This is a genomic window from Leifsonia sp. A12D58 (assembly GCF_047530025.1).
Classification (GTDB): domain Bacteria; phylum Actinomycetota; class Actinomycetes; order Actinomycetales; family Microbacteriaceae; genus Cryobacterium.
The window spans coordinates 1-15069 of the sequence record NZ_JBLJAT010000008.1 but is presented as its reverse complement, the minus strand read 5'-3'; the positions used below and the strand labels follow the sequence as shown (position 1 = coordinate 15069).

12 protein-coding genes are annotated in these 15069 nt (G+C 61.7%); 3 read left to right on the top strand and 9 right to left on the bottom strand.

Features of this window, described 5'->3' with window-relative positions:
* Positions 1–19: 19 nt before the first annotated feature.
* Both ACMT3I_RS15135 and ACMT3I_RS15130 read right to left on the bottom strand, forming a co-directional pair.
* Positions 20–724, bottom strand: coding sequence for an acyltransferase (locus ACMT3I_RS15135; RefSeq protein ID WP_414805352.1), 705 nt, complete (start codon positions 722–724; stop codon positions 20–22).
* Positions 721–1974, bottom strand: coding sequence for a hypothetical protein (locus tag ACMT3I_RS15130; RefSeq protein WP_414805351.1), 1254 nt, complete (start codon positions 1972–1974; stop codon positions 721–723). The genes ACMT3I_RS15135 and ACMT3I_RS15130 overlap by 4 nt, the downstream gene beginning before the upstream one ends.
* A gap of 224 nt (positions 1975–2198) precedes the next feature.
* Here ACMT3I_RS15130 and ACMT3I_RS15125 point away from each other — a divergent pair, with 224 nt between their 5' ends.
* Both ACMT3I_RS15125 and ACMT3I_RS15120 read left to right on the top strand, forming a co-directional pair.
* Positions 2199–2819: a DapH/DapD/GlmU-related protein gene (locus tag ACMT3I_RS15125; RefSeq protein WP_414805350.1), complete on the top strand. Its 621-nt coding sequence runs from the start codon at positions 2199–2201 to the stop codon at positions 2817–2819.
* Positions 2820–3938: a glycosyltransferase gene (locus tag ACMT3I_RS15120; RefSeq protein ID WP_414805349.1), complete on the top strand. Its 1119-nt coding sequence runs from the start codon at positions 2820–2822 to the stop codon at positions 3936–3938.
* Here ACMT3I_RS15120 and ACMT3I_RS15115 read toward each other — a convergent pair.
* Positions 3874–5388, bottom strand: a complete 1515-nt coding sequence (locus ACMT3I_RS15115; RefSeq protein ID WP_414805348.1) for a hypothetical protein — start codon at positions 5386–5388, stop codon at positions 3874–3876. The two genes, ACMT3I_RS15120 and ACMT3I_RS15115, sit on opposite strands and share 65 nt — an antisense overlap.
* A gap of 210 nt (positions 5389–5598) precedes the next feature.
* Between ACMT3I_RS15115 and ACMT3I_RS15110 the strand changes: the two genes are divergently transcribed.
* Positions 5599–6978: a polysaccharide biosynthesis tyrosine autokinase gene (locus ACMT3I_RS15110; RefSeq protein ID WP_414805347.1), complete on the top strand. Its 1380-nt coding sequence runs from the start codon at positions 5599–5601 to the stop codon at positions 6976–6978.
* A gap of 36 nt (positions 6979–7014) precedes the next feature.
* Here ACMT3I_RS15110 and ACMT3I_RS15105 read toward each other — a convergent pair whose 3' ends face one another.
* The 6 genes from ACMT3I_RS15105 to ACMT3I_RS15080 form a co-directional block, all read right to left on the bottom strand.
* A complete protein-coding gene (locus ACMT3I_RS15105; RefSeq protein WP_414805346.1) occupies positions 7015–9096 on the bottom strand; it encodes an endo-1,3-alpha-glucanase family glycosylhydrolase in 2082 nt (693 codons plus the stop codon).
* A gap of 149 nt (positions 9097–9245) precedes the next feature.
* Positions 9246–9914, bottom strand: a complete 669-nt coding sequence (locus ACMT3I_RS15100; RefSeq protein ID WP_414805345.1) for a NeuD/PglB/VioB family sugar acetyltransferase — start codon at positions 9912–9914, stop codon at positions 9246–9248.
* On the bottom strand, positions 9911–11065 hold the full coding sequence (locus ACMT3I_RS15095) for a DegT/DnrJ/EryC1/StrS family aminotransferase (protein ID WP_414805344.1): 1155 nt from the start codon (positions 11063–11065) through the stop codon (positions 9911–9913). The genes ACMT3I_RS15100 and ACMT3I_RS15095 overlap by 4 nt, the downstream gene beginning before the upstream one ends.
* A gap of 638 nt (positions 11066–11703) precedes the next feature.
* Positions 11704–12588, bottom strand: coding sequence for a neutral zinc metallopeptidase (locus ACMT3I_RS15090; protein ID WP_414805343.1), 885 nt, complete (start codon positions 12586–12588; stop codon positions 11704–11706).
* 7 nt (positions 12589–12595) lie between these two features.
* Positions 12596–13552, bottom strand: a complete 957-nt coding sequence (pip, locus tag ACMT3I_RS15085; protein WP_414805342.1) for a prolyl aminopeptidase — start codon at positions 13550–13552, stop codon at positions 12596–12598.
* 86 nt (positions 13553–13638) lie between these two features.
* The gene (locus tag ACMT3I_RS15080; protein WP_414805469.1) at positions 13639–14976 is read right to left on the bottom strand and encodes an NAD(P)/FAD-dependent oxidoreductase; all 1338 of its coding nucleotides are present in this window, start codon (positions 14974–14976) and stop codon (positions 13639–13641) included.
* Between the last annotated feature and the right edge of the window lie 93 nt (positions 14977–15069).

Here is a 15069-nt window from a genome sequence, read left to right as displayed (position 1 = left end):
ATCGCGACCCCGTCGTTCGTCAGATCGCATCCTCCACTGTTTCGCCCGTCGCTGGAATGTAGACCCTGCTGGTACCGGTGACTGATCGCCCAAACCATGCGCCGTCGATGGGACCGCGCAGCGCAGCAGGCACGCCCGCCCAGAGTCCAGGTTCAGGCGCTTGCTTTGTTCGCGTAAGTACAGAGCCTGCGCCAAGCACTGATCGGTCAGGCAAAACTGCACCGCCGAGGAGCAGGCAGCGCGCCCCGACAAAACTCCGATTACCGATGAGCACCGGATACGCCACCTGAGCATCACGACGCACGTCAATGCTGTGAGACAGAATCTTGGTCTCGTGACCAGCGATGCTCGAAAAATCGCCGATCGTCACGGACCCGGAACAGTCCAGCTGGTGCCGGCTGGTGATTTTTGCATGCCTGCCGAGGATCAGCGCTGCCCCATCCGGGTAGATTCTTTGATACACAGGGTGTGCTGAAATCACGTTGAGGCGTCCGACCGACGAGTGGTCACCGATCGAGACGAGGCGCAAGTTCTTGAGCAGGTTGAACCGGCCGATACGGCTACCAGGGCCCATCGAGATGTGGTGGACGCGCAGTACTAGGTTGGCTCGCGCAATTGCTGTCGGATGGATGCGATAGCCGAGCGCACGCAACATCCTGTTCTTAGCTGGGTGTGCAGGCAAAGCCCACACGAGCGTTCGTAACGCGACAGTCAACCTGCTCATACGCCATCCACTCCGACTTCCGGATCGATCGAGACACTGAGTGTGGGTGATTTAGACTCCGACATTGCCCTGCGCATGCCCCATATCTCAAGCAGCAGTCGAAGCAAAAGTCCGGTCAGAATACCAGAGAGCGCTCCGGATGCACCCGCCAGCACCGCACCAATGGCGACCAGCGGAAGCCCAACCAGCGCGCTGATGGCCGTCGCTTTCGCTGCGACGTCCAGCCGGTCAAGAGCAGGCAAGCACGCCTTGCTCGCCACCGATTCGACCAGGCTGACCGCCGTGATCACTGACATCAGCAGGAGGGTCAGCACAGTGGGATGGATCAGCCCACCACCGAGCCAAGCCACAAGTTCTTGCGCTGCGAAAAACATCAGAGCGCCCAAAAGCACTGCCCCGATGATGGCCACCACCATGCCTCGCTTCACTCGACCGAACAACGCGGTGCCAGCCGCGCGAGGGATCCAGCCCTGCATCACCGTCACGAACGGCCCGAGCCCGACAATCACTTGTCGCTGGACCTTCTCGACGACCGCATAGACAGGCTGCGCGCCCGGCGCGATCAGCGAGACCAACACGATCGGGGTTGAGGCATACAGCGATGACATCACTGTCGTTGCCAGTCCGTTCCGCTGTGCGCCGAGCACCTGACGAACCGGGCGGCGCTGAATCGCTCTCAGGGCGCGGAGGTGCCAGGGGCGCAGGATCCAGAGCGTACACACTACGAACGCCGCGAGCATTCCAGCCAGCTGACAGAGAACGCCGACGAGAGCACTCGCCCCGGATTCCATCAGCACGATGCCAACAACGGTGCCAGCGACGCGCGGAACCGTTTCGAAGCTCAGGAGCCTATAGGGCTGAGACAAACCAACGAACCACCAGTTGGCGGTGAGGCCGACGCTTGCAGTCGAGAGCGCTCCGCACGCAGCAAAGATCCCGTAGTCACCGCCGATCGCCCACCCGATGGCGAAAGCAGCCGCGCCAAATGGCAGGCAGATGAGAATCTTGCACACGACAGACTCCGCGTATTCCTTGAGCCGCCCCGCCTCATCCGCCCTGGCAATAACCGCCGGGCCCGACATACCCCAGCCGTACGCGATGACGACAGCCGCGACGCCGCCAATCGACTGCCCCGCAGCGATCATCCCCCAGGCTGATGCCCCACTTGCGGTGACCATTGAGGGGATAGCCACCAGCGACACCACCGCGAGCACCACCATAGAAATGGCATAGCCAGTGATCTTGGACACGCCGGCCCTCGCACGTGTGAAACGGCGGCGCGACGGAGGTAGCGGGTCACTCATGCTCATCACGACCGCACGCCAAGCGCTTCATGCACTCAAACTAGCAGTACCCGCAGCCCGTGATCGGAGTAGCTTTTTCGGCTGGGTCACCCAGACGAAAACGAATTTCGGAACGCTCTGGTCTGCGCAAAACGCTAGGCGCGATCTGCCTCCATGCGTACACTTGCCGCATGTCAGCGAGCGAACAGGCACCCCACGTCCCTGATGCGACACGTCAACTCCGTGATGCAACAGGTCAGCGCTGGAACCTAGCCAACTTTGTGGGAAGTGGCTATGACCGCGGCCGCAGTACCCTCTGGCAGATCGCCTGGATGCTGGCGTCTGGGCTCGTCGTAGTGCGTTGGTGGTGCCCTGTCCGTTTGCGCATCGCCATCCTGCGTGGTTTTGGCGCGACAATCGGAGACAAGGTTTTGATCCGCCATGGCGTGCGCATTCATTGGCCGTGGAAGCTCAGCGTCGGTGACCGCTCCTGGATTGGCGAAGGCGTCTGGATCCTGAATCTCGAGCCCGTCACGATCGGAAGCGATGTCTGTGTTTCGCAAAGCGTGTTGTTGTGCACCGGCAGCCACGACCGCAACTCCCCCTCCTTCGAGTTCGACAACGCCCCGATCGAGATTGGCGATGGATCCTGGATCGCCGCCAGGGCGACGATCCTGCGCGGAACACGAATCGGCGAACGCTGCGTAGTCGGAGCGACATCATTGGTGACCGCTGACGTGCCGGACGGAGGCTTTGTTCGGGCACCACGTTCAGAGGTCGTGGCGAGGTCTGCAGACAAGGACCCGGCCTGAATGCGCATTCTTTCCGTCGTCACCCTCATGAGTCCGAATGGCGAATACGGGGGTCCGGTACGGGTCGCCCTGAATCAGGCTGAGGCGCTGCGAGCAGAGGGACACGACGTCGTTGTGGCAGGTGGAGCGCGTGGCTTCGAGACGGACCTTCCGCAGGAATCAAACGGAGTGCCATTGAGGCTGTTCCCAGCCAGGAACATCGTGCCAGGAACCGGATTCGCCGGGCTGGCCTCCCCCGCTTTGCAACGCTGGATCAAGTCGGAGTCCTCCGCTTTCGACATGGTGCACGTGCATGCTGCTCGCGACCTCGTCACTCTTCCCGCCGCCGGCTGGCTGCATCGCGCCGGCATCCCATACGTGCTCCAGACCCACGGGATGATCGACAGATCATCGCATCCGCTTGCCGGTCCGCTAGACGCGATGCTGACTCGCCGGGTACTCAGAGGCGCCCACACGCTCTTCTACCTCACCGCCAAGGAGCGACAGGACCTCATCGAGGTTGGGGGCACACAGCTGCGCCTCCGCGAACTCGCGAACGGCGTCCCCGCTCCTGGAGCGCGTCTGACTGACGCTGCACCAGACCGCCGAACCGAGGTTCTTTACCTCGCCCGGCTGGCGCCCCGCAAGCGCCCGCTCGCCTTTGTTGACGTCGCTGTGCGACTCGGCGCAACTTTTCCCGACGTAACATTCTCGCTGGTCGGCCCTGACGAAGGAGAAGGCCCGGCAGTCGCCCGCGGCATCGGGCGGGCACCCACAGGTGCGAAAATCAGATGGGAAGGCCCGATCGCACCAGAGTCGTCCCGCGAACGAATGAGCAGGGCGAGCATTTACGTGCTGCCGTCAATCAATGAGCCGTTCCCCATGTCAGTTTTAGAGGCGATGTCCCTCGGACTCCCTGTGGTCATCATCGACAGTTGCGGGCTTGCCCCTGCAGTTCGTGAATGGGGCGCAGGCATCGTCGTAGACGACACCCTCGACGCCCTTACAACTGCTGTATCGACACTCCTCGAGGACCAGGGACTTGCCCAGAAAATGGGCGCTGCTGGCGCGAAACTCAGTCGTGAACAGTTTGGGATGTCGGCAATTGCTGCGGCATTGACTGACGCATACCGGGGCTGACCAGCCCGCTGCCTGCGGGGGCCTGGCCCCGTTTTCGCACGACCAACAGGCAGAGCAACGCGACGGCGACGGCCCCCGTTGCCTGCAGCAACGAACCGCGTAGCAGGATCGTCATATAGACCGGGAAGATGGCGCCGACGATCGCCCAATACCCAGCGGCCGCAAAGGCTGGAAGTAGCCGGTCGTCCATGACCCGCAGAAAATAGCCTGTGATGAGGAACCCGAGCACCAGAGCGATGACCCCTCCGTTCACCAGCAACTCTGCCCAGAGCGGCGCTGAGAGGTTCTCGAACGTGTAACCGCGGTATTGTGCCAATAGAATCCCGGTGTCGACCGGTTTATCCGGCCAGACAGCGCGCGGCACCCAAAACAGAATGCTGCCGAGCGCCTGGCGCCCTGGCTCCACGAGTCCATCCACCCAGTATGAAAACGCATTCGCGACCTGCCAAAAGGCGTCATAGTCGGGGTTTCCCATGTACTCGCCGAAGAATCCATCCCGTGCCAAGTTCGCCTCCGGTCTGCGAAACGCGTCGGCGATCGGAAATAGAAAGATCAATCCGGCCAGAGCCGTAATGAGAGTGGCGCGCACCCGTGTCGGGGTGAGCACGGCACCCCCGTACAGGGCGAGAGCGAAAATCACGGTCCCCAAGCTGTACCTGGCGCTACTCACGGGATTCACCACTGTCAGGAGCAGCGCGATCGCCAGGATAATCGGGAGGGTGAACCAGCCGCGCCCCGTCGCTGCGGCCCGCCGCACCTGCGTGAGCGCCCCGATACCGACAAGGAGAGGGTAGATCGCCAGGGAGTACATAATCGAGCGAACTGCCGGATCAGGCCACTGCGCCGATCGTGCCGCAAACGCTTCATCGCGACTTCCGAACAGCGACCCGAGTCCGACCTGCGAGATGAAGTATCCGCTCAGCCCGACACCGGCAGCGAGGAGAAGAAAAGTGCGGAAAGGGTCGACGACGGTCACCACCGCCGACTTCCACGGCGTTTCACCGCGTACGCCGGTCGCCACAGCGCGACGTTTGGCCTGTGCACGCGCCAGGTAGCGTCCAACTTCGTAACAGACGACCCCGAGACACACCAGGAATGCCGTGGGCATATCAAGCGCCTCATCGATTCCCTGAGTTGTGCGTGAAATCAGACCAGACCTGATTTGCGCAGTCGGTGCGATGCCCATGAACACGTAGGTGAACATCCAGAAGAAGAAGTCAAAGAGCATGGGCTGCCCACTGAAAATCGTCGTGGTGAGGCGTATTCCGGCCCACACCATGAGGAGCGTGGTCAAGATCCACGCGTCGCTTCGCCCGGTATCTGGCACTTGGAGGATCAGAAGCAGTGGCACAACGCCCGAGAGGAGTGCGACGAGGACCGCGAATCCCAGGAACGGCATGCCTGTCGACTCGCTCGTCGAGGGGCCGGTTCCTGATCGGGCATTTACCATGAGCAGAACGTCACAACGGGAGGCGCGACGTCGCCGGGTAGCGACCACCCACTTGAGCGAAAACGTCCACGCCGAGCCATCATGTGCCAATGATTGCACACGGGTTTCTATCTATGTCAGATAGAGTGCAGCCAACGAATGAGCTGTTGGTAGTCTCTTCGCATTGACCCGAATAATCCGGGCCCCTAGTGCATTGAAAGGGCGGCGTTCGTGGATCAACGTGGTTTCTGGAACCTGGTTCGATTGCGCTGGGTTGTGATTGCCACGTTCACGCTTCTCGGCGTCATCGGTGCTTCCGCATTTGTACTGATAACGCAACCCGAGTACTCCGCGCGCACTGAGCTGTTCGTTGCCGCCGTAGGCAGCGACAACACGAGCGAACTCGCACAGGGGAGCAACTATTCTCAGCAACAAGCCCGGAATTACAGTGTCGTCGCAACCCGAGAGATCGTGCTCAACCCCGTGATCGCAGCGCTCGACCTGAACACGACAGCGGCTGAGTTGAGCCAGCGCGTCACCGCATCCGTGCCGCTTAACACCTCTCTCATCTCGATTTCCGTAACGGATACCTCGCCAGCCAGAGCTGCTGCTACAGCGAATGCGGTGGCGACCAGCCTCGTCAACACCGTCGTCAGACTGGTGCCAAAACGAACAGATGGCACGAGTCCTGTGCGGCTCGAGGTTATTCAGAACGCGACAGTGCCAACGAGTCCTTCCGCTCCGAATCCGCGGATTTCGCTCCTTCTTGGGCTTCTCGGTGGTCTCGTTTTCGGAATCGCCTGTGTAGTGATCCCCGAGTGGGTCGCCCCCAGAGTGCGCACGGTCGATCAGATTACCCAGATCACAGACCTTCCAGTGCTCGGTTCTATTGACTACGATCGGGCGTCTTTGAAGAACCGGCTCGTCACGGAAGCTCGCCCACATTCACTTCAGGCAGAAGAGTTCCGTCAGCTCCGCACGAAGTTGCGGTTTGTTCAGGGCGACGAACCCCACAAAGTCTTCGTCGTGACGTCATCGATACCGCAGGAAGGCAAGAGCCTGGTCGTCGCGAACCTGGCGGCATCATTTGCCGCCTCTGGCACGTCAGTCTGCGTGGTCGACGCCGATCTACGGCACCCGTCCTTGGGCACATACTTCACACTCGACGACACCGTCGGGCTGACGTCGGTATTGGCCGAGGAAGTTGCGCTCGACGACGCCATCCGTCGTTGGGGGCCGAATAATCTTCGTGTGCTGTTGTCGGGCACTGTTCCCCCGAATCCCAGCGAGCTCCTCGCTGCGCCCCGAACTCGCCTTCTTCTTGAGGAACTCAAACAGCGCTTTGAAGTGCTCATTATCGACTGTCCTCCGCTCCTTCCCGTTACGGATGCGGCCATTCTGGTCGGTGAATTCGGCGGCGCAATTCTTGTTGCCGGTTCAGGACGGGTCAAGGCGCGCGAGCTGCGCAAGTCGATAGAGATTCTCAGCTCTGCCGGTACTCCCGTACTCGGCACGATCATCAATTTTGCCCCACGTACGTGGTCACAAGGCTTCTCGAAGCGCACACCGAAAAAGCCCCGCCGCTTTCGTAAATATCAACGACGGCAGTGATTCTCGTCTAACTCATAGCAGGTCGCGGCCCGTCGCTCATTTACCCCTGCTACTAACGCCGTAGTACTGCAGATCTTGCACAGCTGGCTTGTCGACTACCGTGAATGGCGATTTAACCGAGGCGATCACCGTTCCGCTGCGTGCCGCGCTGGCAGAGATCGATCCCAACGCGAGTGGGAAGGTCTTTGTCGATACGCCGGCCGGAGCGTCAAACGATGTCGCTTTTCCGCCGATAGTAACGGTCACCGCGGCCGCCGCCTTCAGAACGGTGAGGACCTCGACAGTGTCGCGCGGCTGAGTCGACGTGCCACTCAGGGTAGGCGCCATCAACTTCTGGGTGGTGCTCGGCTTCGCTGCGAATGGCTGGATCCGGTGCGTCAGGTAGATCGCGTCGCCCCCAATCGCAGGGGTTTTGCCCGTCTTGAACTGAGTGAGGTAGTACGCGTTGACGTCCAGGAATGAATGGCCATGCGCCCGGGACGGTGCAAAAGAGGTGCCCTCTGAGTAATCGTTCCAGGTGACGAGCTGCACAAAGTCCGCACCTCCGGAGATCGCGCGATCCCACGATTTGCGCAGCGTCTCGGTATTGTTCGACTCGTCGTAGAGATAGCTGCGCGGACGGACGTCCTGTACCGCGACAGGAGCCATCCATTTAGAGCCAAGGGCATGAGCCTTCGCCGCATAGTCCGGACCGTTCGCAATGGTCGTCGCTGTGCGCGTGCCCCAGTTGCTCAGCGCGTAGCTGATCGGCGCGAATGAACTCAGGTTCGCATCGCTCGCCTGAAGGAATACCGCGATGAGGGCCGTTTTGACCTTGTATTTGGTTGCCAGCTCATTCTTCAGTTGGCTCCACCACGCCGCGGTCTGCCGCTCGGCCGCGAACGACGAGAGAACGTACTCACCAGTTGGCAGCTTGTAAGCCGCTGGAGACTTGTACAGTTCGGCGAGCTTCGCGGCGATCGTCGGGATATCGGTCTTTCCGGCGCTGGCCGTCATATCAAGGTTCGGCACGACAGTGAAGTTGCGTCCGGACTGGGCCGCACCCTGCATGAGGGCGACTGTTCGGTCCCAGTTGAGCCCAGACAGGCTCATGATGTCGACGGTGAACCCATCGATTCCTGCATTCGATGCCTGAATGACTTCAGACTTCATGTCGGCAAGCTTCCAATCGCCGGCAAGCGGTGCACGCCCAAGCGGACGATCGCGAAGCAGACCACCGTAGGCAGCGTGGATGCCGCCCTCGCCCTGAGCAGTCAGATAATTATTGGCGTAATAGTCTGCGCTAGAAGTCTTGTTGTCGATCGAGACGGGGTATGGCGGGAAATAGTGCGCAAACACCTTCTTCGCTGACGTATTGGACCCGGCAACAGTGAACGGCAGATCGGTCGAACCTACCGGTGAACTCGGTGCCTGCGCCGCAGGAGGCGCGGTCGGTGGCGTGGTCGGTGGCGTGGTCGGTGTCGGTGTCGGTGTCGGTACCGTCGGTGTAGAGCTGGAGTCGGCCAGCACAAGGATCAGCTTCGGCGCTGACGCGCCCTTCCCGACAAAAGTCGTTCCGACATAGAGCTGCGAGTACGTGAGTTCGAATGATGTTGCAGCCGTCGTCGAAATTGACTTCGTAATCGCGAGCGGCACCGAAATTGTCTTTCCCACGAAGGGACGCACCAGGCTAGTGGCCAGCTGAGTATCGACGTGCTTCGGACGATTGGCATCTGTCAGGGTTGCTGCAGTCCATGTCGAGGGCGTCGGATAGACCTGCACCCCTCCCGTCGTCGCCGTGGTACTCGCCACTTTCAACTCGATCGAGGCCGAGACGATTGTCTTTCCCACCCCGACCTTGGACGTGTCGAACTTGATATACGTCTTGTCGACAGAATTAGTCGCGCTTACATAGGGCTTATCGGATTGAGGGGTCTGCGGAGCCCGGGTTGTGGTGAACGTCGCTGCCGTCGCGGTGAGACTCGACGTCGTGTTCTCTTCGGCAGTCGCCGAAAGAGCCGGAAGACCTATCGACGTGGAGAGAAACGCGAGGGCCAGCCCACCGATCGACACTGCCGCCCATCGGCGCTTGAATGGATGCGAAGTCGGATGAGCGTGTAGTCGCACCTTGCGGGCCATAGAGCGATTATCCAGTTCTGTTTTGGTTGTGGCTGGATCGGGCAATCCAGCGACCAATGCGAATCAGTCTCAGGCACGCTAACAGAACCGACGAGGTGCGTCGAGTTAATTCCGGGATCTTACAGCGGATGATGGGTGAGCGGCGAGGATCAACATGCCCCCAATTGGGGTGTCATCACGGGGGCCTGGTTGGCGAGCTGACGGGCAGGTACGCCCACCCACGTTTCTCGAGACGGCAAGTTCTGGGTGAGAACGGCACCCATGCCGAGCACTGCAGACCTCCCGACACGCGCTCCGTCTTTCACACATGAGTTCATGCCGAGGTCTGCCGCCTCACCGATCCAGACATTGCCGCCCAGCGAGACGCCCGCGCAGAGAGTGGCATACGATTCGACGAGATCATCATGCCTGAACGTGACATGAGGCATTGCAACGACATGGCGACCCAACTGGACGTTCGTTGTGAAGACGACGCCCGCTAGCAGAATGCTGCCGGCTCCGACTGTGCAGTCATCGGGGACAACGACGTCGGGGTCGACGATGGTGACATAGTCCTCGTGGGTTCTACCTTGCGCCTTCAGCCGAGCGGCAAGAGTAATTCTTGTCGAGCCCGTACCCACACACAACAACAACAAGGCTGCGGGGTATTCCGTGGCGTCATCGACTGTGCCCAGTATGCGCAGTCCATCAATAATGCGTCCCCGCTTGGTCACGTCGTCGTCAAGAAAGCCCAAAACATTGTGCTCACCGGAACGACGAACCAATGCCAAAGCTTCGCGGGCCAGTCCGCTGACCCCAATGAGCAAAAGATCGCTCATGAAATGGCCTCCCCGACTGGCGCAACTGTTTTCAAAACGGCGACGACTCGATCTTGATCGACCTCAGTGAGTTGGTGATAAAGCGGAAGAATCAGTGTGTTGTCCGTTAGCCATTCGGTCATAGCCAATGAAGCGTCTCCCGTGTCGACATCCCAATATGCGGGTTGACGGTGCGCAGCCATGACTCCGCGCCGGGCCGAGATATCGGCTACCGCCAGCGCCTCCATGATTGCCTCTCGGTCGGCTACCGCCGTCGGATCAACCTCGACCCAGTAGGACTGAAAGTTTGATTCGCCCCATGACGGGTCTGTCACCGGGCGCAACCCAGGGACACCTGCAAGCAGCTCCTCGTACCGAGCCGCCAACTGCCTGCGACGCCGAACGATTTCGGACAACCTGCCCAGTTGGATCAGGCCCAATGCCGCCTGCAGATCGGTCATCGTGAAGTTGAATCCGACCTCGAGGTATTCCTCAGGAGGCGCGAGCACATTCGTCCCGCCGATGCCTGCCGACACGCTCATCGAGTGCTCGCGCAGCTGCCTCGCCCGGGCCGCCCACTGCTCATTCGAAGTGGTGAGCATGCCGCCCTCCCCGGTTGTCAGCAACGTGCCCTGATGGAATGACCATGTGGTGAGCTCCGCTCCAGCTCCCACTGGGCGCCCCCGATAGGTCGACCCCGCTCCGCACGCGGCATCCTCAATAACGACGATGCCGAGCGGGTCGCAGAGCGCGCGGATGGGGCCCAGATCGACGGGCAGCCCGCCTTGATCGACAACGATGACGGCTTTAGTCGCCTCGGTGAGCGCCTCGGAGATTGTGGCCGCTGTGACATTACCGGTGTGCGGATCGACATCAGCGAAGACCGATCGAGCACCGACGTAGGTCGGGGCGTTACTCGTTGCAATAAACGAGAGTGAGGGGACAACGACATCGTCGCCTGGCCCGATCCCCGCGACCATGAGTGCCAGGTGCAGGGCCGACGTGCAGTTCGAGGTTGCGACGGCGTATTCGGCCTTCATGACGACGGCGAATTCCGTTTCGAATTCAGCGACCCGGGGTCCCTGAGCGATCCAGCCGGATTCGATGACCTCGGTAATTGCGAGGATTTCATCTGCCCCCATCCAGGGGTTAATGACGTTGATGCGCGTCATGAGATCACCAATGATCGCCCGGCAGGACTTCGTCCGACGTCAATCGGCTCTCGGATATTCATCCATGTCAATGCATCGTGATGGGCGGATGCGGCATATTCTGCCCCAACCAACATAGTTCTCAGGTTCTCTTTCACGTCTACTCCCCCGGGTTCAGTGGAGCGGGGTCGCTCGGGTAACGGCCCCGCTGCTTGGCCTTCGTCAGGGTGCAGAGACGAAGAAAATATGGGGCTCGCCGTGATGCGCGGTGAGCCGTGGGAGCGCGATGCCATGATGGCGAACGCCACCGGCAGGGGGCATGGGAAGATCGCCGCTCGTGGGCATCAACAGCCGATTGAGCGCGATTCGCCTCGTCGTGGGGAATCTGAACCTTCGGAAGGACGCCGCAGGGGCGATAAAAAGCAACTTTTGTAACACGCCAACTCCCAGGCACCATGTCCGGTGGAGTCGTTCGGGTAACGCCTCCCAGTCGCTGGCGCGTCGTTAGGGTACGTGAATGACGCGGGTGCCTATCCAGCTATGAGCGAAAGTCCGGGTGAAGAGCCGGTTGGCGAGGATCTGACTTTCGCTCATATCGAGAGGGTGGCACAAATAGGCAACACTTCGCATACCCCCTAACGGGGGCAAGATTCCAAGGGCTAGAGTTCTGTCTGTCCAGGCGCGAAAGTGTCGCAGTTTCCTGCACTGCCCGAATAGCCGGCCATGAACCACTTCTGACGCTGCTCGCTCGACCCATGGGTCCACCCCTCAGGGTTCACAGACCCCTGGGTCGACTGCTGGATTCGGTCATCGCCCACAGCGGATGCCGCGCTCAACGCATCGGCGATCTGCGCGTCGGTGACCGGCTTCAAGAACGGAACTCCTGCATCGTCCGTGGTCGTCGATGCCGCAGCTGTCCACGCTCCCGCGTAGCAATCGGCCTGCAGTTCGATGCGCACCGAGTTGGAGGCCGCACCCGTCTGGCCGTCCTGGGCCTCAGCCAGAACGCCGGTGAGGTTCTGCACGTGGTGACCCCATTCATGCGCAACCACATACATCTCGGCGAGCGGCCCACCCGAGGATCCGAACCGCGTGCGCAGCTCATTGAAGAATGCGGTGTCGATGTAGATCGTCTGGTCGGGCGGGCAGTAGAACGGACCCGTCGCGCTCGACGCTGATCCGCAGCCCGTGCCGACGGCATCCGTGAACAGCTCGATCGGCTGCGGCGAGCTGTACGCGGCTCCGAGCGCGGGCAACGCGTCGGTCCAGTAGGTGTCGAGCGTCGCTGCGGCACCCTTCATCCGGCATTCGACGTCGGTGTTTGCATCGGCACCGGTCAGGCACTCGTCGAGCGTTGAGACCTCGCCAGCCGATTGCTCCGTCGTCGCACCACCGAGCAGACCCGACAGGTCGACGCCCAGCAGCTGCGAGATCACGAAGAGGGCAATGGCGCCGACACCCACACCGCCGACGGCAACGCCGGTGGTGCGCCCGCGTTTGCGAGCCTTGCCTGAGCCGATATTTGCGTTGTCGTTGAACGTCATCCCAGGACTACTCGGCGAACAGGTCAGTCGCGGCGATCAGGGCATCGAGGATGCCCGGCTCGTCGAAGGCATGACCGGCATCCGGAACCATGGTGAAGTCGGCCTCAGGCCAGGCCCTGTGCAGGTCCCAGGCGGTGAATGCCGGCGTGCACATGTCGTAGCGCCCCTGCACGATGACCGAGGGAATGTCCTTCAATTTGGTCGAGTCGCGGATGAGCTGGTTGGGCTCGAACCAGCCGTTGTGCTGGAAGTAGTGGTTCTCGATGCGCGCGAATGCGACGGCGTACGACGGTTCGGTGAATTTGGCGATGGTCTCCGGCTGCTGCAACAGGGTGATCGTCGATGACTCCCAGGTGGACCACGCGATACCGGCGCGCTCGCGCACTGCCTTGTCGTCGTCGTGGAGCAGGCGACCATAGGCCTTGATGAGGTGGGAGCGCTCAGCCTCGGGGACAGGGGCGATGAACTTCTCCCACAGGTCGGGGTAGACCGCAGCTGCTCCGCCTTCGTAGAACCAGTCGAGCTCGATCTGGCGCAGCGTGAAGATTCCGCGCAGGATCAGCTCGGTCACCTTCTCCGGGTGGGTTTCTGAATAGGCGAGCCCCAGGGTGCTCCCCCACGATCCTCCGCAGACCAGCCAGCGCTCGATGCCCAGGTGCTCACGCAGTTTTTCCATGTCACTGACCAGGTGCCAGGTGGTGTTGGTGCTGAGGTCGGCATCCGCTGCGCTGGCATGCGGGGTGCTCTGGCCACAACCGCGCTGGTCGAACAAGATGATGCGGTACTTCTCCGGGTCGAACACACGACGCTGTGCGGGGTTCGATCCGCCACCGGGGCCACCGTGCAGGTACACGGCCGGCTTGCCATCCGGGTTGCCGGAAGCCTCCCAGTAGATAGTCTGGCCGTCACCGACGTCAAGCATGCCGGTCTCGTACGGCTGGATTTCAGGATAAAACTCTCGCATGTAATGAGCCTATTGGCCGCGTGCCGCATTCGGGGGTATTGCCGGTCCAGCGGCTGAGCGCATGCCGCGACGGATGCGACTGTCGGCTAGTGCCGGCCGGTGACCACGTCGGCCATCGACGCAATCGGCGACGTGGTCGCCCGCCCGCGCGCCTCTGCCCTGTCGGCCATCTGGTACGCGGCGTAGAGGCCATGCACGGCGACCCAGCGAAGCGGCTCAACCTCCCAGTTGCGCACGCGGTGATTGACCCAGGGCAATCGAGTGAGCTCACTGTCGCGGCCGAGGATGAGATCGGTCAGGGTCCGACCGGCCAAGTTAGTCGCGGTCACACCGGTACCGACGTAGCCCCCTGCCCACGCCAGGCCTGAGCCCTGATCGAGACCGACGGTTGCCGCCCAGTCCCGCGGCACGCCGAGCACGCCCGACCAGCCGTGGTCGATCGCGACATCTGCTGTGCCGGGGAAGAATCGGGTGAGCAGTGCCCGGAGCGAGCTGATCGTGCTTTCGGGCGTCTCGCCATCCGTGTCGACGTTCGAGCCGAAGCGGTACGGCACGCCGCGCCCGCCGAATGCGATGCGATCGTCGGCCGTGCGCTGGGCATACATGTAGACGTGAGCGAAGTCACCCAGCGTCTCGCGACCCTCCCAGCCAATGCCGGCCCAGACCGAGGCATCGAGCGGCTCGGTCACGATGAGCGAGGAGTTCATCGGCAGCCAGGTGCGATGCAGTCCGGCCAATCCGGCGGTGAATCCTTCGGTGGCCCGCACGACGACCTGGGCACTCACGGTACCCCGATCGGTGACCGCTTTCTGCGGCAGGATCTCGCTGACGCGGGTCTGCTCGTAAATCGTCACGCCGAGGTTTTCGACGACGCGCGCCAGTCCCTGCACGAGTTTGGCCGGGTGGATGCGCGCACAGTGCGGGTGCACCACGCCACCGAGCGTGCCTGCAACGTTGATGCGCGCTGAGCTCTCGGCCGCGCTGAGGACCTCGATGTCGACATCCGCTTGCCACTGCTGCTCGGATGCAGCAAAGCTCGTTAGCCGCGCCAGCTGGGCAGGGTTCATTGCCACGGTGAGCTCGCCGCCCTTGACGATGTCGGCGTCGATGCCCTCAGCCTCCGTGACAGCGATGACCTCATCGACACTGGCCGTCATGGCGCTCTGCATTGCGGCAGCCGATGCCCGGCCGTGCGACTTCACGTACTGCTCGCGTCCGCCGGTGACCGAGTTCGTGAGCCAGCCACCGTTGCGTCCCGATGCCCCGTAGCCGGCGAACTTCGCTTCGAGGATCACGATCTCCAGCTGCGGCGCTGCCTTCTTCAGGTAGTACGCCGTCCACAGGCCGGTGTAGCCGGCACCGACGATGCAGACATCCGCTTGCACATCACCGGCGAGCGCTGGCCCGGGAGTCGGGAGCCCCATGGCGTCGTACCAGAACGAGACTTTGCCGGTTGTCGTGCTCACAGATACTCCAGGTGGTGTTGCAGTCAGAGGTGCGTCGGGGTGGGGTGGGGT

Bases quoted from the DNA above. Each gene is read 5' to 3' on its own strand.
- ACMT3I_RS15135 (WP_414805352.1), bottom strand. From the start codon at position 724: ATGAGCAGGTTGACTGTCGCGTTACGAACGCTCGTGTGGGCTTTGCCT.
- ACMT3I_RS15125 (WP_414805350.1), top strand. From the start codon at position 2,199: ATGTCAGCGAGCGAACAGGCACCCCACGTCCCTGATGCGACACGTCAA.
- ACMT3I_RS15120 (WP_414805349.1), top strand. From the start codon at position 2,820: ATGCGCATTCTTTCCGTCGTCACCCTCATGAGTCCGAATGGCGAATAC.
- ACMT3I_RS15115 (WP_414805348.1), bottom strand. From the start codon at position 5,388: ATGGTAAATGCCCGATCAGGAACCGGCCCCTCGACGAGCGAGTCGACA.
- ACMT3I_RS15105 (WP_414805346.1), bottom strand. From the start codon at position 9,096: ATGGCCCGCAAGGTGCGACTACACGCTCATCCGACTTCGCATCCATTC.
- ACMT3I_RS15100 (WP_414805345.1), bottom strand. From the start codon at position 9,914: ATGAGCGATCTTTTGCTCATTGGGGTCAGCGGACTGGCCCGCGAAGCT.
- ACMT3I_RS15095 (WP_414805344.1), bottom strand. From the start codon at position 11,065: ATGACGCGCATCAACGTCATTAACCCCTGGATGGGGGCAGATGAAATC.
- ACMT3I_RS15090 (WP_414805343.1), bottom strand. From the start codon at position 12,588: ATGACGTTCAACGACAACGCAAATATCGGCTCAGGCAAGGCTCGCAAA.
- pip (WP_414805342.1), bottom strand. From the start codon at position 13,552: ATGCGAGAGTTTTATCCTGAAATCCAGCCGTACGAGACCGGCATGCTT.
- ACMT3I_RS15080 (WP_414805469.1), bottom strand. From the start codon at position 14,976: ATGGGGCTCCCGACTCCCGGGCCAGCGCTCGCCGGTGATGTGCAAGCG.